The organism is Escherichia sp. KTE172 (assembly GCF_000408845.1).
In the GTDB taxonomy this organism is placed as follows: domain Bacteria; phylum Pseudomonadota; class Gammaproteobacteria; order Enterobacterales; family Enterobacteriaceae; genus Escherichia; species Escherichia coli.
The window spans coordinates 3120820-3140551 of record NZ_KE137316.1 but is presented as its reverse complement, the minus strand read 5'-3'; the positions used below and the strand labels follow the sequence as shown (position 1 = coordinate 3140551).

Below are 19732 nucleotides of genomic sequence, written 5' to 3'. Positions count from 1 at the left end.
TTGCCGTTGTTCCGTGTCAGTGGTGGCGCATTATAGGGAGTTATTCCGGCCTGACAAGAGGAAATTTAAAATAATTTTCTGACCGCGCATTTTTTATTCTTTATGCTTATTTCAGCGTCGGTTTGTCGGTTAAATGGGCGATTTCTCGGGCGAAATTCGCCACCTGCTCCCAATCGGTATAGACAACTTCTTTGCGCGTATCCGTTTCACCGCCTGACATCTTCATAATTAGCTTGATCATAAAACGGTCGTACCAGCGATAACGTGGGTAACGCAGCGCCCCGGCAATGACCGCGCAGCGATCGGGACGCCATTGTGAACTCATCAGAAACTTCCGCGCGTAGCTGTTGGTCTGTGGAGTACGCTTCTCAGGTTTACGCGCCACCAGGTTTACGGAGTAAAAGGCGCTCGGCATCGAATTCAGTCGCGTCGCATGCTTTTTGACAAACTCCTGGAACGCAGAGTGGTAGTGACCATAGCGAATAGAAGCACCAATGACCACACGGTCGTAGTTTTCCCACTGTGGTTCTTCAATGCGGTGCACATTGGCGACATCCGCCTGGATCCCCAGTTCTTTCAGTTCCGAAGCCAGGTAGGAGGCAATCTCGCGCGTTTGTCCGTCCCTTGTTGAGAAAAGAATTAATGTTTTCACGTATTACTCCATCATTCACGCCAGAAAGTCGGGGTAAAGAGCACCAGCAATGTAAAGACCTCGAGACGACCAAACAGCATGTTGGCAATCAGGATCCATTTAGCCACCGGGTTCATACTGGTAAAGTTATCAGCAACCACGCCAAGCCCTGGCCCCAGGTTATTCAATGTCGCAACAACCGAGGCAAAGGCAGAAAAGTCATCCACGCCCGTGGCGATAATCGCCAGCATACTGACAATAAACACCAATGCATAGGCGGAGAAAAATCCCCAAACGGCTTCGAGGATACGTTCCGGCAGTGCGCGATTCCCCAGCTTAATGCTATAGACGGCGTTCGGATGCACCAGTCGTTTCAGCTCACGGTTCCCCTGCTTAAACAGCAGCAGGATGCGGATCACTTTCAGGCCACCGCCCGTTGACCCGGCGCAACCGCCGATAAAAGCTGAACATAAAAGCAGTACCGGCAAAAAGAGCGGCCAGCGGGCAATGCTGTCAGTCGTAAACCCGGCGGTTGTCGCCATCGATACCACCTGGAAAAACGCCTGGTTAATTGTCATCAGCGCCGAACTGTAGACATTATGAAACCACAGTACGAGTGTACAAATAACCACCAGCGTAAACTGTACGCCGATAAACATGCGAAATTCCGGATCGCGCCAATAAACCTTCAGACTACGCCCACTTAACAGTGAAAAGTGCAGACCGTAGTTACAGCCGGAGATCAGCAGGAAGATAGCAATGATAGTGTTAATAGTCGGGCTGTCGAAATAACCGATACTGGCATCATGTGTCGAGAAGCCGCCAATAGCGATAGTCGCAAAGCTATGGCCGATGGCATCAAAGGCATCCATTCCGGCAAACCACAACGCCAGCGCACAGGCGACGGTCAGCAAGACATAAATCAACCACAGGGTTTTCGCCGTTTCCGCAATTCGCGGGCGCATTTTGTTATCTTTCAGTGGGCCGGGCATTTCTGCGCGATAGAGCTGCATCCCACCCACGCCGAGGATAGGCAGTATCGCAACCGCCAACACGATGATCCCCATCCCGCCAAACCATTGCAGCATCTGGCGATAAAAGAGGATGGCGTGAGGGAGCGAATCCAGCCCCACCAGCGTAGTGGCCCCCGTGGTGGTCAGGCCAGAGAAAGATTCAAAAAACGCATCGGTAATCGTGAGGTTCGGGCTTTCCGAGAAGATAAAAGGGAGCGCACCGACGCTACCCAGCACGGTCCAGAACAGCACCACTATCAGAAACCCCTCACGGGATTTCAGTTCGCCCTTCTCTTTGCGGTTCGGCCACCACAGTATAGAGCCAATGGCGAGGGCGACAAAAAAGGTCTGGGTAAAAGCGCGGCCCGCTCCATCCCGGTAGATGAGTGCTACCAGCCCAGGGATAATCATGGTCCCTGAAAATAAGATGACCAGTAGTCCAACGATTCGGGTAATGGCGCGAAAATGCATCTCTGCCGCTTCCTTAGTTCTGCAAAACGAAGTGGGGATTATTCTTCAATCGCTAACAATTGCAATGAACCACGGCTAAAATCCGCCAGCTTTGCGGAAAATTCAGCCACTTTCGCCGCCGGAAGCGCCACCCGCAGCAGAACGAATGCCTGATAATCACTGTTGATAATTTTGCCGTCACACTGCCCCAGCAACGCTTCAATGCCGGTTAACTGACTATATTCACATTGCAAAGTATATTCGGTTAATGGCGTCTTGCGTTGGGTCGTTAGCTGGCGCAGCGCCTGATTCACGCCGCCGCCATACGCTTTCACTAACCCACCGGTACCAAGCAATATGCCGCCGTAGTAGCGCACCACCACAGCGGTAATTTCCCCGACGCCGCTGCCCATTAGTTGGGCGAGCATCGGTTTACCGGCCGTTCCCGCCGGTTCCCCGTCGTCAGAGAAACCGAGCTGTTGAGAATCATCCGGCGCACCCGCCACCCACGCCACGCAATGGTGGCGGGCATCGGGGTGTTCTGCCCGCACCGATTCAACAAACGCTTTCGCCGCCTCAACGCCATCGGTATGCGCCAACATCGTTATGAAGCGGCTCTTTTTGATCTCTTCAACGACCGTGACTGGTGCCGCAGGAATTAACCAGCTTTCCATCACGCCAGTTTCAGATCCCGGGTCATGTTTTCCACGTTGTTTTCGTGGATCACCACGTTGTCTTCGATACGAATGCCGCCGAACGGTTTCAGTGCTTCAATTTTCTGCCAGTTGAAGTGCTTGCTGAACTGCCCTTCACGCCACGGTGCCAGCAGCGATTCAATGAAGTAAATACCCGGTTCGATGGTTAACACCATGCCCGGCTGGAGAATACGGGTGCAGCGCAGGTACGGATATTTTGCCGGTGCCGCGAGGTGCGTACCGCTATCATCTTGCATAAAGCCAGCTACGTCATGCACCTGCAGGCCCAGCGGATGACCGATACCGTGCGGCATAAACGGTCCGGTGAGATCGTTTTCGACCATCGCTTCTTCACTCATATCGGTGATGATTTGATGTTTACGCAGCAATTTGGCGATGCGCTGATGGAACTGGATGTGGTAATCCACATAGCTGACGCCTGCTTTCATGGTGGCGATCAGCGCCAGTTGTTCATCATTTACGTCTTTCACCAGCTGTGCGTAGTCGTTATCGCTTTTTGCCGACCAGGTACGGGTCAGGTCAGCCGCATAGCCGTTATATTCGGCCCCGGCATCCAGCAGGAAGCTGCGCATCTCTTCCGGTGCCTGGTGGTCCAGTTTGGTGTAATGCAACACCGCAGCGTGTTCGTTAAGCGCCACAATGTTGCTGTAAGGTACGTCGGTATCACGATGACCGGTCGCGGTCAGATAGGCAATATTGATATCGAACTCGCTCATGCCAGAACGGAACGCTTCTTCTGCCGCGCGATGACCGTTGACCGCCATTTTCTGCGCTTCACGCATACAGGCCAGTTCGTACTCGGTTTTGAAGGAGCGGTAGTAATGCAGGTAGTCGATCACCCCTTTCGGGTTGATATTGCTGGCCTCAATACCCAGTTGCAGCGCACGCTCCGGCACCGGACCGATATAACCGATATTCCCGCGCGCAGCAGGCAGCAGGCTACCAATGCCATCGGCTTTCGGCAGCGCGATCACTTCTACATCTTCAGTCCAGAAGGAGGTCGGCAGCGGTTCGACGTTGTGCCAGTAATCAACCGGCAGATAAAACCACAGTTTCGGCTTGTTCACGCCATCCACCAACAGCCAGCAGTTTGGCACCTGAGTTACCGGCACCCACGCTTTGAATTGCGGATTCACTTTAAACGGATAGGGATGATCGTCGAGAAAAACGTTGAACAGTTCGCCGGAGTGAATAAGTAACGCATCCAGCTTGAAGCGCGCCAGCGCATCGCGAGTCCGTTCTTGTAAGGTAGCTATATGATTTTTATAGAGTGAGGCCAGTGATTCCATTTTTTACCCTTCTGTTTTTTTGACCTTAAGTCTCCGCATCTTAGCACATCGTTCATCCAGAGCGTGATTTCTGCCGAGCGTGATCAGATCGGCATTTCTTTAATATTTTATTTGCATATTTTTAACACAAAATACACACTTCGATGCATCTGGTACGACCAGATCACCTTGCGGATTCAGGAGACTGACATGCTTTACAAAGGCGACACCCTGTACCTTGACTGGCTGGAAGATGGCATTGCCGAACTGGTATTTGATGCCCCAGGTTCAGTTAATAAACTCGACACTGCCACCGTCGCCAGCCTCGGCGAGGCCATCGGCGTGCTGGAACAGCAATCAGATCTAAAAGGGCTGCTGCTGCGTTCGAACAAAGCAGCCTTTATCGTCGGTGCTGATATCACCGAATTTTTGTCTCTGTTCCTCGTTCCTGAAGAACAGTTAAGTCAGTGGCTGCACTTTGCCAATAGCGTGTTTAATCGCCTGGAAGATCTGCCGGTGCCGACCATTGCTGCCGTCAACGGCTATGCGCTGGGCGGTGGCTGCGAATGCGTGCTGGCGACCGATTATCGTCTGGCGACGCCGGATCTGCGCATCGGTCTGCCGGAAACCAAACTGGGCATCATGCCGGGCTTTGGCGGTTCTGTACGTATGCCACGTATGCTGGGCGCTGACAGTGCGCTGGAAATCATTGCCGCCGGTAAAGATGTCGGCGCGGATCAGGCGCTGAAAATCGGTCTGGTGGATGGTGTAGTCAAAGCAGAAAAACTGGTTGAAGGGGCGATGGCGATTTTACGCCAGGCCATTAACGGCGACCTCGACTGGAAAGCGAAACGTCAGCCGAAGCTGGAACCGCTAAAACTGAGCAAGATTGAAGCCACCATGAGTTTCACCATCGCTAAAGGGATGGTCGCACAAACGGCGGGGAAACATTATCCGGCCCCCATCACCGCAGTAAAAACCATTGAAGCGGCGGCCCGTTTTGGTCGTGAAGAAGCCTTAAATCTGGAAAACAAAAGTTTTGTCCCGCTGGCGCATACCAACGAAGCTCGCGCACTGGTCGGCATTTTCCTTAACGATCAATATGTAAAAGGCAAAGCGAAGAAACTCACCAAAGACGTTGAAACCCCAAAACAGGCCGCTGTGCTGGGCGCAGGCATTATGGGCGGCGGCATCGCTTACCAGTCTGCGTGGAAAGGCGTGCCGGTTGTCATGAAAGATATCAACGACAAGTCGTTAACCCTCGGCATGACCGAAGCCGCGAAACTGCTGAACAAGCAGCTTGAGCGCGGCAAGATCGATGGTCTGAAACTGGCTGGCGTGATCTCTACAATCCACCCAACGCTCGACTACGCCGGGTTTGACCGCGTGGATATTGTGGTAGAAGCGGTTGTCGAAAACCCGAAAGTGAAAAAAGCCGTACTGGCAGAAACCGAACAAAAAGTACGCCCGGATACCGTGCTGGCGTCTAACACTTCAACCATTCCTATCAGCGAACTGGCCAACGCGCTGGAACGCCCGGAAAACTTCTGCGGGATGCACTTCTTTAACCCGGTGCACCGGATGCCGTTGGTAGAAATTATTCGCGGCGAGAAAAGCTCCGACGAAACCATCGCGAAAGTCGTCGCATGGGCGAGCAAGATGGGAAAGACGCCGATTGTGGTCAACGACTGCCCCGGCTTCTTCGTTAACCGTGTACTGTTCCCCTACTTCGCCGGATTCAGCCAGTTGCTGCGCGACGGCGCGGATTTCCGCAAGATCGACAAAGTGATGGAAAAACAGTTTGGCTGGCCGATGGGTCCGGCATATCTGCTGGACGTTGTGGGCATTGACACCGCGCATCATGCCCAGGCTGTCATGGCAGCAGGCTTCCCGCAGCGGATGCAGAAAGATTATCGCGATGCCATCGACGCGCTGTTTGATGCCAACCGCTTTGGTCAGAAGAACGGCCTCGGTTTCTGGCGTTATAAAGAAGACAGCAAAGGTAAGCCGAAGAAAGAAGAAGACGCCGCTGTTGACGACCTGCTGGCAGAAGTGAGCCAGCCGAAGCGCGATTTCAGCGAAGAAGAGATTATCGCCCGCATGATGATCCCGATGGTCAACGAAGTGGTGCGCTGTCTGGAAGAAGGCATTATCGCCACTCCGGCAGAAGCGGATATGGCGCTGGTCTACGGCCTGGGTTTCCCTCCGTTCCACGGTGGCGCGTTCCGCTGGCTGGACACCCTCGGTAGCGCAAAATACCTCGATATGGCACAGCAATATCAGCACCTCGGCCCACTGTACGAAGTGCCGGAAGGTCTGCGTAATAAAGCGCGTCATAACGAACCGTACTATCCCCCGGTTGAGCCAGCCCGTCCGGTTGGCGACCTGAAAACGGCTTAAGGAGTCACAATGGAACAGGTTGTCATTGTCGATGCAATTCGCACCCCGATGGGCCGTTCGAAGGGCGGTGCTTTTCGTCACGTGCGTGCGGAAGATCTCTCCGCTCATTTAATGCGTAGCCTGCTGGCGCGTAACCCGGCGCTGGAAGCTGCTGCCCTCGACGATATTTACTGGGGCTGTGTACAGCAGACGCTGGAGCAAGGTTTTAATATCGCCCGTAACGCGGCGCTGTTGGCAGAAGTGCCGCACTCTGTCCCGGCGGTTACTGTCAATCGCTTGTGTGGTTCATCCATGCAGGCACTGCATGACGCAGCACGAATGATCATGACCGGCGATGCGCAGGCATGTCTGGTTGGCGGCGTGGAGCATATGGGCCATGTGCCAATGAGTCACGGCGTCGATTTTCACCCCGGCCTTAGCCGTAATGTCGCCAAAGCGGCGGGCATGATGGGCTTAACGGCAGAAATGCTGGCGCGTATGCACGGTATCAGCCGTGAAATGCAGGATGCCTTTGCCGCGCGGTCACACGCCCGCGCCTGGGCTGCCACGCAGTCGGGTGCATTTAAAAATGAAATTATCCCGACCGGTGGTCACGATGCCGACGGCGTCCTGAAGCAGTTTAATTACGACGAAGTGATTCGCCCGGAAACCACCGTGGAAGCCCTCGCCACGCTGCGTCCGGCGTTTGATCCCGTCAGCGGTACGGTAACGGCGGGTACATCTTCTGCGCTTTCCGATGGCGCAGCTGCCATGCTGGTGATGAGTGAAAGCCGCGCCCATGAATTAGGTCTTAAGCCGCGCGCCCGCGTGCGTTCGATGGCGGTCGTTGGTTGTGACCCATCGATTATGGGTTACGGCCCGGTTCCGGCCTCGAAGCTGGCACTGAAAAAAGCGGGGCTTTCTGTCAGTGATATCGGCGTGTTTGAAATGAATGAAGCCTTTGCCGCGCAGATCCTGCCATGTATTAAAGATCTGGGACTGATTGAGCAGATTGACGAGAAGATCAACCTCAACGGTGGCGCGATCGCGCTGGGTCATCCGCTGGGTTGTTCCGGTGCGCGTATCAGCACCACGCTGCTGAATCTGATGGAGCGCAAAGATGCCCAGTTTGGTCTGGCGACGATGTGTATCGGTCTGGGTCAGGGTATTGCGACGGTGTTTGAGCGGATTTAACCACTTACCGAATGCGGCGTGAACGCCTTATCCGGTCTACCGATCCGGCACCAATGTAGGCCTGATAAGACGCGCCAGCGTCGCATCAGGCATCGTGCACCAATTGCCGGATGCGACATAGATCTAAATGCCACTGAATAAAGTTTTAGTTGCCGTTCTTCCCGCCTGTCAGGGGCGGGTTTTTTATATCTCAGATAAATGCAAACGCATCGCCAAACAGGCGATCTTCCCGCGCATTACGCTCACTGCAAAACAGGTCACGGGCAATTTTCGCCATCTCAAAACGTCCGGCAATATAGATATCATGCTCTGCCAGCGTACCGTGATCCTGCAATACCGCCGTTAACACAGTGCCAGTACGCCCACGCCAGCCCGCTTCCGGTTGTTCAACCACCGGCACCACTTGCAGACCAGGATGCTTAAGCGAAAGCGCCTCAAGCTCGGAGAGATCATAAAGATGCTGCTCTTCACGCCCGCCCCAGTAAATGGTGATATCACGGTTTGGGTTACGCGCCAGCGCCGTCAGCAAAATCGAGCGCGCATAAGAGAACCCGGTGCCGCCCGCGATGAGAATCATTGGACGTTCTTCATCATCGCGCAGCCACGCTTCTCCGTGGGGAATATCGACCACGATTTGATGATCTTTGAGGATGCGGTCCATGACTGCTTTCGCGTAAAGGTTGATTTCAGAAGCGCCAATATGCAGCTCGATAAACCCTTTTTCATCCGGCGTCGAAGCCATTGAGAACGGACGTTTGTCACGCTCATCCATCACTACCATCAAATACTGACCAGCACGAAAAGAAAAGGCCGCGTCTGGTACGATTCGGACACGGTATACGGTATCCGTGATAGCTTCTACCGAGGTCACTTTACAGCTTAAGGTTGTCATGCGCTTTCTCTGTCGGATCGATAAATAGGGCAAAACAAACGCGCATCAGGCGCTTTTACCGTTGTTAAAAATAGCCAGTTCATCCCAGATGGCGTCAATATGCGCGACAACATCCGGATCTTTTTTGATGGGACGTCCCCATTCACGCTGGGTTTCCCCTGGCCATTTATTCGTGGCATCCAGCCCCATTTTTGAACCCAGCCCGGACACAGGCGAGGCAAAATCCAGATAATCAATAGGCGTATTTTCTACCAGAACAGTATCCCGCGCCGGGTCCATACGGGTAGTAATCGCCCAAATCACATCGTTCCAGTCGCGTGCGTTGACGTCATCATCGCAAACGATCACAAATTTAGTGTACATAAACTGGCGTAAGAACGACCAGACGCCCATCATGACGCGCTTCGCGTGTCCGGCGTACTGTTTTTTGATCGTCACTACCGCCAGGCGATAAGAGCAGCCTTCCGGCGGCAGGTAAAAATCGACAATTTCCGGGAACTGTTTTTGCAGAATCGGCACAAACACTTCGTTCAACGCCACGCCCAGTACCGCAGGTTCATCCGGCGGACGCCCGGTATAGGTGGAATGATAAATCGCATCTTCACGCTGGGTAATATGCGTCACAGTAAATACCGGGAAACTATCGACTTCGTTATAGTAACCGGTGTGGTCGCCATACGGCCCTTCCGGCGCAGTTTCGCCTTGTTCGATATACCCTTCCAGCACAATCTCCGCACTGGCGGGCACTTCAAGGTCATTGGAGATACACTTCACCACTTCGGTCTTGGTGCCGCGCAGCAATCCGGCAAACGCATACTCTGAAAGCGTATCTGGAACGGGGGTGACTGCACCGAGAATTGTGGCGGGATCAGCACCCAGCGCCACAGAAACCGGGAAACGTTCGCCCGGATGCGCCGCACACCACTCCTGGAAATCCAGCGCGCCGCCGCGATGCGACAACCAGCGCATAATCAGTTTGTTTTTACCAATTAGCTGTTGACGATAAATACCCAGATTCTGCCGCTCTTTATGCGGGCCACGCGTCACGGTCAACCCCCAGGTAATCAGCGGCGCGGCGTCTTCCGGCCAGCAGGTCATAATGGGAATGCGATTGAGATCGACGTCATCGCCAGAGACGATTTTTTGTTGGCAGGGCGCACCACGCAGTCGCTTTGTCGGCATGTTCAATACCTGCTTAAACTGCGGCAGTTTATCAAACAGGTCGCGAAAACCTTTTGGCGGTTCAGGTTCCTTGAGAAAGGCTAATAATTTACCGACTTCACGCAGCGCAGAAACATCTTCCTGCCCCATGCCCATCGCCACGCGCTTTGGCGTACCGAACAGGTTGCACAGCACCGGCATCGAGTAGCCTTTAGGGTTTTCGAACAACAGCGCAGGCCCACCGGCACGCAAAGTACGGTCAGCAATTTCAGTGATTTCCAAATGCGGATCCACCGGGAGCGTGATACGTTTTAGCTCACCCTGCTGTTCAAGCAGCGTCAAGAAGTCGCGTAAATCGTTATATTTCATGGCGTCCATTGTAGCCTCTTAATCTGCGCCCATTATACGGCGTTCATCTTTGCGATGCTGTAAATTTGTTAAATTAGCGTGAACTCTGACGGTATAACGCAAACTGGGGAATATAATTAACTTAGCGTAAAGCTTTTGCTATCCTTGCGCCCCGATTAAACGGATAAGAGTCATTATGCAATCCTGGTATTTACTGTACTGCAAGCGCGGGCAACTTCAACGTGCCCAGGAACACCTCGAAAGACAGGCTGTGAATTGCCTGGCACCGATGATCACCCTGGAAAAAATCGTGCGTGGCAAACGTACTGCAGTCAGTGAGCCATTGTTCCCCAACTACCTGTTTGTGGAATTTGATCCAGAAGTGATTCATACCACGACTATCAACGCGACCCGCGGTGTCAGCCACTTCGTGCGCTTTGGCGCATCGCCAGCGATAGTCCCATCGGCGGTGATTCATCAGCTATCGGTATATAAACCGAAAGACATTGTCGATCCGGCAACCCCTTATCCGGGTGATAAGGTGATTATTACCGAAGGCGCGTTCGAAGGTTTTCAGGCCATTTTCACCGAACCCGACGGCGAGGCTCGCTCCATGCTGTTACTTAATCTTATCAATAAAGAGATTAAGCACAGTGTGAAGAACACCGAGTTCCGCAAACTCTAAAACGCAATCCCAAACAGTGTTTTGACATTGGCATCCGTGGTGGCAGCCAGCCATGCGGCATCTTCTCCACGCCAGTGCGCAATACGTTGCAAAATATGGGCCAGATGGGCTGGCTCGTTGCGCCGGGATGATGGTTTCGGCGTGAGATCGCGCGGGAGCAGATACGGCGCATCAGTTTCGATCAGCAATTTCTCCGCCGGAATCAACGGCAACAGTTCCCGCAGCTCCAGTCCGCGTCGTTCATCGCAAACCCAACCGGTAATGCCGATATAAATTCCATGCGCCACGCACGCCTGCATCTCTTCGCGTGTGCCGGTAAAGCAATGAAGAACCGCACCAGGCACTTTATCCAGCCACGGCTCCAGCAATGTCATAAACCGCTCGTGGGCATCGCGACAGTGCATAAATACCGGCATGTTTAATTCTGCGGCAATGCGTAGCTGGGCAACAAAAGCGCGTTCCTGCTCTTCCGGCGTCGAAAAGTTGCGGTTAAAGTCGAGGCCACATTCACCAATCGCCACCACTTCTGGCTGCGCGGCCAGCTCAATAATCGCTTCTTCAGTCGCAGCTTGCCACTGGCTGCTGTCGTGAGGATGTACGCCCGCCGTTGACCAACAGGACGAATACTGACGCGCCAGCTTTTGCGCCTGCTGGCTTTCACGCAGGTTAGTGCCGGTGATGAGTAGCCCATTAACTCCCGCGTCAAAAGCGCGCGCTACAACATCATCACGGTCTTTCGCAAATTGCGAACTGGTCAAATTAACGCCGATATCAAACATCCTGAACTCCATATGACAACCGCCCTGACGGGCGGTTGAGTTTATTCTTTAGTTTTTTCGCTTTCTGCTTCAGCGTCGTTTTCTTCTTCTCGGTTTCGACCCTTACCAACGTAAAAGCGTGAGAAGAAGACACCGATTTCAAACAGGCAGTACATCGGGATCGCCAACAGCGTTTGCGAGAAGACATCCGGCGGTGTCAGCAGCATCCCGACAACGAATGCACCAACCAGCACATACGGGCGTTTTTTGCGTAAGTCTTCTGGCGAGGTAATCCCCATCCAGCACAGCAGCACTATTGCCACCGGCACTTCAAAGGAGACACCAAACGCCATAAACAGCGCCATAACGAAGCTTAAATAGCTGGCGATGTCGGTGGATACCTGTACCCCTTCCGGCGCGGTATTGGCAAGGAAGCCAAATGCCAGCGGAAAGACCACAAAGTAGGCGAACGCCATGCCGATATAAAACAACAGAGAGCTGGAAACCAGCAGCGGCACCACCAGGCGACGTTCATGCTTATACAGCGCTGGGGCGATAAACGCCCACACCTGATAGAGAATCACCGGCGCTGACAGAATCAGCGACACCATAAAGGTCAGCTTGATCGGCGTAAAGAACGGTGAGGCCACGTCGGTGGCGATCATCGTTGAACCTTGCGGCAACTGCTTGATCAATGGCGCGGATACCAGGTGATAGATGTCATTGGCGAAATAGACCAGACACAGGAATATCACGATCACCGCGATAATGCAGTTCAGCAGACGCTTACGCAGCTCAATCAGATGCGTGATAAGCGGTTGAGTATCTTCTACAGACATGTTTACGGTTTATCACTCGACGAAGGGGAAGGTGCAGCGGTTTTCGGTTCAGCGTCCGCAGCAGGTTTTACCACCGGCTCTGGCGTGGTTTCTGGCTTCTGTTCCGGCGAACTGGCCTGCGTTTGTGCAGCGGCAGGCGTTACGCCTTCATGCGCAGCTTCATTGTCTTTCACCACCGGGTTATGGATGGTGTGCGCTTCATCGCTCGCCTTTTCAGGATCGTTTGCAACGTAGGAACGCTTCATCGACTCCGCGGCCTGGCGTAGTTCATCCATCGACGCTTTCAGTTCGGGCGTCAGGTTAGTGAGGCTCGCCTTTTCAACCTTTTTCAGACTGTCCTGAAACTCCTGGAGTTTTAACTCCTGGGTCAGTTCGTTCTGCACCGTTGTCGCCAGTGAACGCAACGCGCGAATCCAGCCCGCGACCGTTTTTACCGCCACAGGCAGTCGTTGCGGCCCCAGAACGACGAGGCCGATGATGAATACCAATAGCAGTTCGCTAAAACCGATATCAAACACGGATTACACCTGCTCTTTATCGTGGCGCTTCGCGTCTTCTGTTTTAGCCTGTTCCTGATTCGTATCCGCCTGCTTATCGGCGATAGTTTTCGCAGTAAAATCAGCATCCTGACTGGTTTTATCCTGCTTTGGTTCATCATCGCTCATTGCTTTTTTAAAGCCTTTGATCGACGCACCAAGATCGGAACCGATGGAGCCGAGCTTTTTGGTGCCAAAAAGCAGTACAACGATGACGGCAATAATCAATAACTGCCAAATACTGATACCACCCATACATGTTCCTCTGTGGTAGATGATGATTAAACAAGGCCGCATTATACGTTACACGGCCCGCCTTGAGCGATGAAAAAATCAGCGTGTTTTGCGCCAACCGACAAACCAGGCGATCAGACCACCTGCCATTAACCAGCCGGGCATCAGCCCCCATTCAGGTCGGCTGACCAACAAGAATGTGCCACTTAATACTAACGTAGCGCCAATTCCGAGAAAATAACGCGATTGTCCCTGACGTACATGATTTGACTGAAGCTCGCGGGCAATCTTATCAACACTGTGCTGTAAATACTTGCCCTGGCGCAAACTGTCGTAAACCAGTTCAGGCAGTTCTGGCATTTTTTCGACCCAGAACGGCGCTTTTTCTTTAAATGCTCTCACCAGCGCAGGAATACCGACCTGATCTTTAATCCACGACTCCAGGAAAGGCTTCGCCGTTTTCCATAAATCGAGTTGCGGATAAAGCTGGCGTCCTACCCCTTCGACGTAGAGCAGGGTTTTCTGGAGTAACACCAGTTGCGGCTGCACTTCCATATTGAAGCGACGCGCCGTATTAAACAGATTTAACAGTACATGTCCAAACGAAATTTCGGCCAGCGGTTTCTCAAAGATAGGTTCACAGACCGTACGAATGGCAAATTCGAACTCTTCAACGTTGGTATCTGGTGGCACCCAGCCAGAATCGACGTGTAGCTCTGCCACTTTGCGATAGTCGCGATTAAAGAAGGCGATAAAGTTTTCTGCCAGATAGCGTTTATCTTCTTTGTTTAGCGAGCCAACAATCCCGCAATCAATGCCGATATATTTCGGGTTTTCCGGGTGTTCATAGCTTACGAAGATGTTGCCAGGGTGCATATCGGCATGGAAAAAGCTGTCGCGAAAGACCTGAGTGAAGAACACCTGCACGCCGCGTTCCGCCAGCAATTTCATGTTAGTGCCGTTTTTCTCCAGCGCCGCAACATCAGACACCGGAATGCCGTAAATGCGCTCCATCACCATCATCCCTTCACTACAATAGTCAGGGTAAACTTCCGGGATGTAGAGCATCGGGCTGTCTTCAAAATTGCGCCGAAGCTGAATGGCGTTGGCAGATTCCCGCAGCAAATTCAGTTCATCAATCAATGTCTTTTCGTACTCGCGCACCACTTCGGTTGGGCGCAGACGGCGACCATCCGGCAGCAAACGCGGCACCCAGCGAGCCAGACGGTAGATAAGTTTCAGATCCGCTTTAATAACCGGCAAAATATCCGGGCGGATGACTTTAATCACCACCTCTTTACCATTCGATTTCAATCGCGCGGTATGAACCTGGGCGATAGAAGCAGAAGCCAGCGGCTTGATTTCAAAATCGTCAAACCACGCTTCTACCGGCAAGCCGCCCATTGCAGCTTCAATCTGCTGCTTCGCCAGCTTGCCATCAAACGGAGCGACTTTGTCCTGCAATAACGCCAGCTGATCGGCAATATGCGGCGGAAAAAGATCGCGGCGGGTTGATAACATTTGCCCGAACTTGATCCATACCGGCCCCAGTTCTTGCAGGGCCAGTCGTAGCCGCTCACCTAAAGGTTTGTCTTTATGCCGATTTGGCATCCAGAATAATGAGTATCGCCATAGCCGTAGCGGCAGGGTGATACGCATTTTGGGGATCAGTTCATCAAGTCCGTAGCTTAAAAAAGTGCGAATGATGAAATATAGGCGCCGTACTTCACCTGGCGTCATTTAGCCTCCAGTTTTTCCAGCCGTTTGGTCAGGGCATCAACAGCACGCTCGACGGCAGCCGTCTCTTCCGCAAACCAGGCCACTTCAAGCGGACCGGGTGCCATACGCCACTCTTCAGTAATGGCTTCTGCCACATAACGTTGCTGGCGCTTAATGCCGTGATGCAGGAACTTTGCGCCTCCGCGCATGGCTTTGCTGATTCCTTCAGCGGCGATATCACCGGTATAAGGGGCCAGCAGTTCCGCAGGGTCGAACTCTGCCAGATCTGCCAGCGCAACGAAGTTTTGCACCACCTGAATATCGCCCTGCACTTCCAGCTCACCACTGCGAATCAGGGCGGCAAGCTGCTGGCGATCGCGAAGTTTCGGCAACACACTGGCGTAAGCGATAACGGTGCAGTCAGCATCGCCTGCCCATTCGCCCAGTACATCAACCTGGCGTTCGCTGAACACCAGAATCAATGACGTCGAAAAGCCCTTTACCTCCACGCGCAGCACTTTGCCCAACAGACGCGAGCGGGCCGTTTTCAGCGCGGGTGAGCGATACAGGAAGGTGTTGAGCAGACTTTCAATTCCTGCCGTCACTAAAGGTTTAAAAGGCATTTCCGGTCTCCTGTCAGAACTTATAACCACGATGCAACGCCACAACCCCTGCCGTCAGATTGTAGTAGTCGACACTTTCGAATCCGGCATCCTGCATCATGGCTTTCAGGGTATCCTGATCGGGATGCATACGGATGGATTCTGCCAGATAACGATAGCTGTCGGCGTCGTTCGCGACCAGTGAGCCAATACGCGGCAGCACATGGAAGGAGTATGCATCATAGGCTTTGCTCAGCGGCTCGATAATCGGCTTCGAGAACTCAAGCACCAGCAGGCGGCCGCCGGGTTTCAGCACGCGATACATTGAACGCAGTGCTTTATCTTTGTCGGTGACGTTACGCAGACCAAACGAAATGGTGATGCAATCAAAGGTGTTATCCGGGAACGGCAGCGCCTCAGCGTTCGCTTGAACATACTCAACGTTGCCAATCACACCGATATTACGCAGCTTCTCGCGTCCCATTTTGAGCATGGATTCATTGATATCAGCAAGGACCACTTTGCCAGTTTCTCCGACCAGGCGGGAGAATTTCGCTGTCAGGTCGCCGGTGCCACCAGCCAGATCCAGCACGGTCTGCCCGCGGCGTACGCCGCTGCAATCAATCGTGAATCGCTTCCACAAACGATGAATACCGAATGACATCAAATCATTCATGACATCGTATTTTGATGCCACGGAATGGAAAACGTGAGCGACCATATCCGCTTTTTGTTCCTTCGCGACGGTCTGAAAACCAAAGTGCGTCGTTTCTTGTGACTTATCCACCATCTCAATGCCTGCTCATCAAAAAATTGTTCCAGAAGTGTAACAGATTGGGCGTCGATGCCCTAGATTTCTACCCGGCTTAACTACCCCCAATGGGCTAGCGCGACTGCTGATTATATTCATCATCGCGTTGATAAGCTTCATCATTCGGCTGCTCCGGAACCGACCGCAGTCGATACTCTTCATCCTGGCTCACCGCCTGTTCAGCCAAATCCGGATTAATCTCGCGTTTAATTTCTACCCCTAAACCGCGAAACGCTTCTGCCTGCGCCAGCACATTTCCGCGACCTGAAGAGAGTTTTTTCATTGCCTGGCGGTAGTTATCCTGCGCTTTGTCGAGACTTTGACCAATCGCGGACATGTCATCGATGAACAAACGCATCTTGTCGTACAGCTTGCTGGCACGATCGGCGATTTGCTGGGCGTTGCGGCTTTGATGCTCATAACGCCACAGGTTGGCGATAGTGCGCAGCGCCACCAGCAGCGTAGTCGGGCTAACCAGCATGATATTGTTTTTCAACGCTTCGGTGATCAGCTCCGGCTGGCGGTCAAGCGCCAGTAAAAAAGCGGGTTCAACGGGAATAAACATCAGCACGTAATCCAGGGTTCGCAGCCCCGGCAGCTGTTGATAATCTTTGCGTCCCAGCAAACGGATATGGTTACGCACCGACGCGATATGTTCCTGTAGCGCGCTTTCGCGGGTGTAGTCATCTTCGGCGTTGAAATAGCGTTCATAGGCGACCAGCGTCATTTTGGCGTCGATCACCACATCTTTTCCCTGCGGCAACCGCACGATGACATCCGGCTGCATCCGCGAGCGGGCGTCATTTTCGATGCTGACCTGGGTTTCATATTCATACCCTTCACGCAGACCGGAAGCCTCCAGCACCCGCGTCAATACTACCTCGCCCCAGTTGCCCTGGGTTTTATTGTCGCCTTTCAGCGCGCGCGTCAGGTTGATCGCTTCCTGGGCCATTTGCGCGTTGAGCTGCTGGAGATTGCGAATTTCGTGGGTCAGGGTATGGCGTTCTTGTGCTTCTTTACCAAAGCTGTCCTGAACCTGACGGCGGAAACCGTCCAGTTGTTCACGTAGCGGCGACAACAGGCTGTTCAGACTCTGACGGTTTTGCTCATCAACCCGGCGATTGCTGTGCTCAAAAATACGGTTGGCGAGGTTTTCAAACTGCTCACTGAGGCGCTGCTCGCTGTTAATCATCTGGCGAATTTTATCGTCAGCGTGTTGCTGTGCGGCTTCCATCCGCGTGGTCACCTCACGCAGATCGGCCTCCAGAGAGGTGTTAATACTTTGCAGGCTGCGCACTTCGTTATTGAGTAACTCGCACTCAGCGCGCCAGTGCTCGCTTTGAGTAATTTGTTGTTTTGCCGCGCTTAACTCCGCGACCATCTCTTCACGTTCAGCTAATTGCTCGGCTTTTTGCTGCGCATGTTGATAACTGGCAAACAGCCAGCCAATTGCCACACCCACCAACGCAATAACTGCGTAAACCATGATTGAGAAATCCACAACGCCTCCTGACGCAACAACTTACCCGCACAAAATAGAATTGTGCTGTACAAACGTCCAGTTGGAAAGGCATTTCCTGCGAGGCGCTACGCAAAAATACAAAAGGCCGAACGCGTCGGCCTTCAGACAGGAGAAGAGGATTACAGCAGACGACGCGCCGCTTCCACCACGATTTTCACCGCTTGGCTTTCAGTTTGTTTCATCGTCTCAGCATTCGGGATCTCTTGCTGGGTGCGGTTAACGATAACACCCGCTACCATACCGGCACGTAGGCCCTGACTTGCACACATGGTCAGCAGGGTTGCAGATTCCATTTCATAGTTCATTACGCCCATCGCCTGCCACTCTTCCATAGAACCTTTAAAGTGACGAACTACGCGACCAGAGTAAGTATCGTAACGTTCCTGACCTGGGTAGAAGGTATCAGAAGAAGCCGTCACGCCAACGTGAGTCGTCGCGCCGATGGATTTCGCAGCCTCAACCAGCGCAGTCGTACATTCGAAATCAGCGACAGCCGGGAATTCCAGCGGTGCGAAGTGCAGGCTCGCGCCATCCAGACGAACAGACGCCGTGGTAACCAGAACATCGCCAACATTAATATGCGGCTGAATAGCGCCCGTTGTACCGATACGCAGGAAGGTGCGAATGCCCAGCTGTGCCAGCTCTTCAACAGCAATAGAGGTAGACGGGCCGCCGATACCGGTAGAGCAGACGATAACAGGTTTACCATCCAGCTCTGCACGCCAGGTGGTGAATTCGCGGTGAGATGCCAGCTTAACCGGCTTATCCATCAGCGCGGCGATCTTTTCCACACGATCCGGGTCGCCAGGGACGATGGCAAGCGTAGCCCCTTGTAAATCGTTTTTAGTGAGGCCGAGATGAAAAACATCAGACTTGGACATATACAACTCCTCTGTGAATCGGTTTAGTCAGAAGAAGCAAAAAGACACTTTACCGAAGGGTTTAACATTTTTTCGTGATACTCATCACCATGACGAAAATGCGTTGCATAAATTTACCCGCCAAAAGTGATGCAAATCACATAAATCACTCTTCATTCTGCAGGACTGCATAAAAGATGAGCCGATTCAGGCAATGTGATTTGTTGCATGCTGACTATAGTTAACATTGCGCAACATTTTTATAAGGGTACGGAGAATACCATGGCAACAACACAACAATCTGGATTTGCACCTGCTGCATCGCCTCTAGCTTCGACCATCGTTCAGACCCCGGACGACGCGATTGTGGCGGGCTTCACCTCTATCCCTTCACAAGGGGATAACATGCCTGCTTACCATGCCAGACCAAAGCAAAGCGATGGCCCACTGCCAGTGGTCATTGTAGTGCAGGAAATTTTTGGCGTGCATGAACATATCCGCGACATTTGTCGCCGTCTGGCGCTGGAGGGGTATCTGGCTATCGCTCCTGAACTTTACTTCCGCGAAGGCGATCCGAATGATTTTGCCGATATCCCCACGTTACTTAGCGGTCTGGTAGCAAAAGTGCCTGACTCGCAGGTGCTGGCCGATCTCGATCATGTCGCCAGTTGGGCTTCCCGCAACGGCGGCGATGTTCATCGTTTAATGATCACCGGATTCTGCTGGGGTGGACGTATCACCTGGCTGTATGCTGCGCATAACCCGCAACTGAAAGCGGCGGTGGCATGGTACGGCAAACTGACGGGCGATAAGTCGCTGAATTCACCGAAACAACCTGTTGATATCGCAACCGATCTTAACGCGCCGGTTCTCGGCTTATATGGTGGTCAGGATAACAGCATTCCGCAGGAGAGCGTTGAAACGATGCGCCAGGCGCTGCGGGCTGCTAATGCGAAAGCAGAGATTATCGTGTACCCGGATGCCGGACATGCATTCAACGCTGATTATCGCCCGAGCTATCATGCCGAATCTGCGAAAGACGGCTGGCAGCGTATGCTGGAGTGGTTTAAGCGGTATGGTGGGAAGAAGTCGCTGTAATGAGAAAAGACCGGGT

At 52.9% G+C, this 19732-nt stretch carries 19 protein-coding genes; 4 read left to right on the top strand and 15 right to left on the bottom strand.

All coding sequences use genetic code 11. From position 1 onward, the window contains the following. Positions 1–106 precede the first annotated feature (106 nt). Genes hemG through pepQ form a run of 4 tightly spaced genes read right to left on the bottom strand, consistent with a single transcriptional unit; the run spans position 107 to position 4099 of the window. Positions 107–652 carry a menaquinone-dependent protoporphyrinogen IX dehydrogenase gene (hemG, locus tag G434_RS09025; RefSeq protein ID WP_000853963.1) on the bottom strand — a complete coding sequence of 182 codons (546 nt, stop codon included), beginning with the start codon at positions 650–652 and terminating at the stop codon, positions 107–109. Between the two features lie 11 nt (positions 653–663). After that, positions 664–2115 carry a Trk system potassium transporter TrkH gene (gene trkH, locus G434_RS09030; RefSeq protein WP_000545661.1) on the bottom strand — a complete coding sequence of 484 codons (1452 nt, stop codon included), beginning with the start codon at positions 2113–2115 and terminating at the stop codon, positions 664–666. Between the two features lie 38 nt (positions 2116–2153). After that, entirely contained in the window at positions 2154–2768 is a 615-nt protein-coding gene (locus G434_RS09035) for an IMPACT family protein (RefSeq protein ID WP_001296979.1), read from the bottom strand. Beyond that, entirely contained in the window at positions 2768–4099 is a 1332-nt protein-coding gene (gene pepQ, locus G434_RS09040; protein WP_000444561.1) for a Xaa-Pro dipeptidase, read from the bottom strand. The genes G434_RS09035 and pepQ overlap by 1 nt, the downstream gene beginning before the upstream one ends. Before the next feature lie 189 nt (positions 4100–4288). Between pepQ and fadB the strand changes: the two genes are divergently transcribed. Together fadB and fadA are read left to right on the top strand one after the other, a co-directional pair. Further along, the gene (gene fadB, locus G434_RS09045) at positions 4289–6478 is read left to right on the top strand and encodes a fatty acid oxidation complex subunit alpha FadB (RefSeq protein WP_000965964.1); all 2190 of its coding nucleotides are present in this window, start codon (positions 4289–4291) and stop codon (positions 6476–6478) included. A gap of 9 nt (positions 6479–6487) precedes the next feature. Next, a complete protein-coding gene (fadA, locus tag G434_RS09050; RefSeq protein WP_000438702.1) occupies positions 6488–7651 on the top strand; it encodes an acetyl-CoA C-acyltransferase FadA in 1164 nt (387 codons plus the stop codon). A 190-nt stretch (positions 7652–7841) separates the two neighbouring features. Here the strand turns inward: fadA and fre are convergent, their stop codons facing one another. After that, positions 7842–8543: an NAD(P)H-flavin reductase gene (fre, locus tag G434_RS09055; RefSeq protein ID WP_001306785.1), complete on the bottom strand. Its 702-nt coding sequence runs from the start codon at positions 8541–8543 to the stop codon at positions 7842–7844. A 45-nt stretch (positions 8544–8588) separates the two neighbouring features. Next, on the bottom strand, positions 8589–10082 hold the full coding sequence (gene ubiD, locus G434_RS09060; RefSeq protein ID WP_000339790.1) for a 4-hydroxy-3-polyprenylbenzoate decarboxylase: 1494 nt from the start codon (positions 10080–10082) through the stop codon (positions 8589–8591). A gap of 166 nt (positions 10083–10248) precedes the next feature. Between ubiD and rfaH the strand changes: the two genes are divergently transcribed. After that, positions 10249–10737 carry a transcription/translation regulatory transformer protein RfaH gene (gene rfaH / locus G434_RS09065; RefSeq protein WP_001192396.1) on the top strand — a complete coding sequence of 163 codons (489 nt, stop codon included), beginning with the start codon at positions 10249–10251 and terminating at the stop codon, positions 10735–10737. On the opposite strand, the gene tatD is transcribed toward rfaH, so the two are convergent. From tatD to udp, 9 genes are all read right to left on the bottom strand, one after another. Then, positions 10734–11516 carry a 3'-5' ssDNA/RNA exonuclease TatD gene (tatD, locus tag G434_RS09070; protein ID WP_001377145.1) on the bottom strand — a complete coding sequence of 261 codons (783 nt, stop codon included), beginning with the start codon at positions 11514–11516 and terminating at the stop codon, positions 10734–10736. The genes rfaH and tatD overlap by 4 nt on opposite strands. 41 nt (positions 11517–11557) lie before the next feature. Then, a complete protein-coding gene (gene tatC / locus G434_RS09075) occupies positions 11558–12334 on the bottom strand; it encodes a Sec-independent protein translocase subunit TatC (protein ID WP_000109944.1) in 777 nt (258 codons plus the stop codon). A gap of 2 nt (positions 12335–12336) precedes the next feature. Continuing rightward, on the bottom strand, positions 12337–12852 hold the full coding sequence (gene tatB, locus G434_RS09080; RefSeq protein WP_000459594.1) for a Sec-independent protein translocase protein TatB: 516 nt from the start codon (positions 12850–12852) through the stop codon (positions 12337–12339). A 3-nt stretch (positions 12853–12855) separates the two neighbouring features. After that, positions 12856–13125, bottom strand: a complete 270-nt coding sequence (gene tatA, locus G434_RS09085) for a Sec-independent protein translocase subunit TatA (protein WP_001295260.1) — start codon at positions 13123–13125, stop codon at positions 12856–12858. A gap of 78 nt (positions 13126–13203) precedes the next feature. Continuing rightward, positions 13204–14844: a ubiquinone biosynthesis regulatory protein kinase UbiB gene (gene ubiB / locus G434_RS09090; RefSeq protein ID WP_000187543.1), complete on the bottom strand. Its 1641-nt coding sequence runs from the start codon at positions 14842–14844 to the stop codon at positions 13204–13206. After that, on the bottom strand, positions 14841–15446 hold the full coding sequence (gene ubiJ, locus G434_RS09095; protein WP_001309097.1) for a ubiquinone biosynthesis protein UbiJ: 606 nt from the start codon (positions 15444–15446) through the stop codon (positions 14841–14843). The genes ubiB and ubiJ overlap by 4 nt, the downstream gene beginning before the upstream one ends. Before the next feature lie 13 nt (positions 15447–15459). Beyond that, entirely contained in the window at positions 15460–16215 is a 756-nt protein-coding gene (gene ubiE, locus G434_RS09100; protein WP_000227958.1) for a bifunctional demethylmenaquinone methyltransferase/2-methoxy-6-polyprenyl-1,4-benzoquinol methylase UbiE, read from the bottom strand. A 94-nt stretch (positions 16216–16309) separates the two neighbouring features. Further along, positions 16310–17737, bottom strand: a complete 1428-nt coding sequence (gene rmuC, locus G434_RS09105) for a DNA recombination protein RmuC (protein ID WP_000347714.1) — start codon at positions 17735–17737, stop codon at positions 16310–16312. Between the two features lie 140 nt (positions 17738–17877). Then, positions 17878–18639 (bottom strand): uridine phosphorylase, encoded by a 762-nt coding sequence (gene udp / locus G434_RS09110; protein ID WP_000045180.1) that lies wholly within the window; start codon positions 18637–18639, stop codon positions 17878–17880. 261 nt (positions 18640–18900) lie between these two features. Between udp and G434_RS09115 the strand changes: the two genes are divergently transcribed. After that, positions 18901–19716 (top strand): dienelactone hydrolase family protein, encoded by an 816-nt coding sequence (locus G434_RS09115; RefSeq protein WP_001309096.1) that lies wholly within the window; start codon positions 18901–18903, stop codon positions 19714–19716. The last annotated feature ends 16 nt before the right edge of the window (positions 19717–19732 follow it).

What these genes read in the sequence shown, in the direction of transcription:
- trkH (WP_000545661.1), bottom strand. Translation starts at nt 2,115, where the DNA reads ATGCATTTTCGCGCCATTACCCGAATCGTTGGACTACTGGTCATCTTA.
- G434_RS09035 (WP_001296979.1), bottom strand. Translation starts at nt 2,768, where the DNA reads ATGGAAAGCTGGTTAATTCCTGCGGCACCAGTCACGGTCGTTGAAGAG.
- pepQ (WP_000444561.1), bottom strand. Translation starts at nt 4,099, where the DNA reads ATGGAATCACTGGCCTCACTCTATAAAAATCATATAGCTACCTTACAA.
- fadB (WP_000965964.1), top strand. Translation starts at nt 4,289, where the DNA reads ATGCTTTACAAAGGCGACACCCTGTACCTTGACTGGCTGGAAGATGGC.
- fadA (WP_000438702.1), top strand. Translation starts at nt 6,488, where the DNA reads ATGGAACAGGTTGTCATTGTCGATGCAATTCGCACCCCGATGGGCCGT.
- fre (WP_001306785.1), bottom strand. Translation starts at nt 8,543, where the DNA reads ATGACAACCTTAAGCTGTAAAGTGACCTCGGTAGAAGCTATCACGGAT.
- ubiD (WP_000339790.1), bottom strand. Translation starts at nt 10,082, where the DNA reads ATGGACGCCATGAAATATAACGATTTACGCGACTTCTTGACGCTGCTT.
- rfaH (WP_001192396.1), top strand. Translation starts at nt 10,249, where the DNA reads ATGCAATCCTGGTATTTACTGTACTGCAAGCGCGGGCAACTTCAACGT.
- tatD (WP_001377145.1), bottom strand. Translation starts at nt 11,516, where the DNA reads ATGTTTGATATCGGCGTTAATTTGACCAGTTCGCAATTTGCGAAAGAC.
- tatC (WP_000109944.1), bottom strand. Translation starts at nt 12,334, where the DNA reads ATGTCTGTAGAAGATACTCAACCGCTTATCACGCATCTGATTGAGCTG.
- tatA (WP_001295260.1), bottom strand. Translation starts at nt 13,125, where the DNA reads ATGGGTGGTATCAGTATTTGGCAGTTATTGATTATTGCCGTCATCGTT.
- ubiB (WP_000187543.1), bottom strand. Translation starts at nt 14,844, where the DNA reads ATGACGCCAGGTGAAGTACGGCGCCTATATTTCATCATTCGCACTTTT.
- ubiJ (WP_001309097.1), bottom strand. Translation starts at nt 15,446, where the DNA reads ATGCCTTTTAAACCTTTAGTGACGGCAGGAATTGAAAGTCTGCTCAAC.
- ubiE (WP_000227958.1), bottom strand. Translation starts at nt 16,215, where the DNA reads ATGGTGGATAAGTCACAAGAAACGACGCACTTTGGTTTTCAGACCGTC.
- udp (WP_000045180.1), bottom strand. Translation starts at nt 18,639, where the DNA reads ATGTCCAAGTCTGATGTTTTTCATCTCGGCCTCACTAAAAACGATTTA.
- G434_RS09115 (WP_001309096.1), top strand. Translation starts at nt 18,901, where the DNA reads ATGGCAACAACACAACAATCTGGATTTGCACCTGCTGCATCGCCTCTA.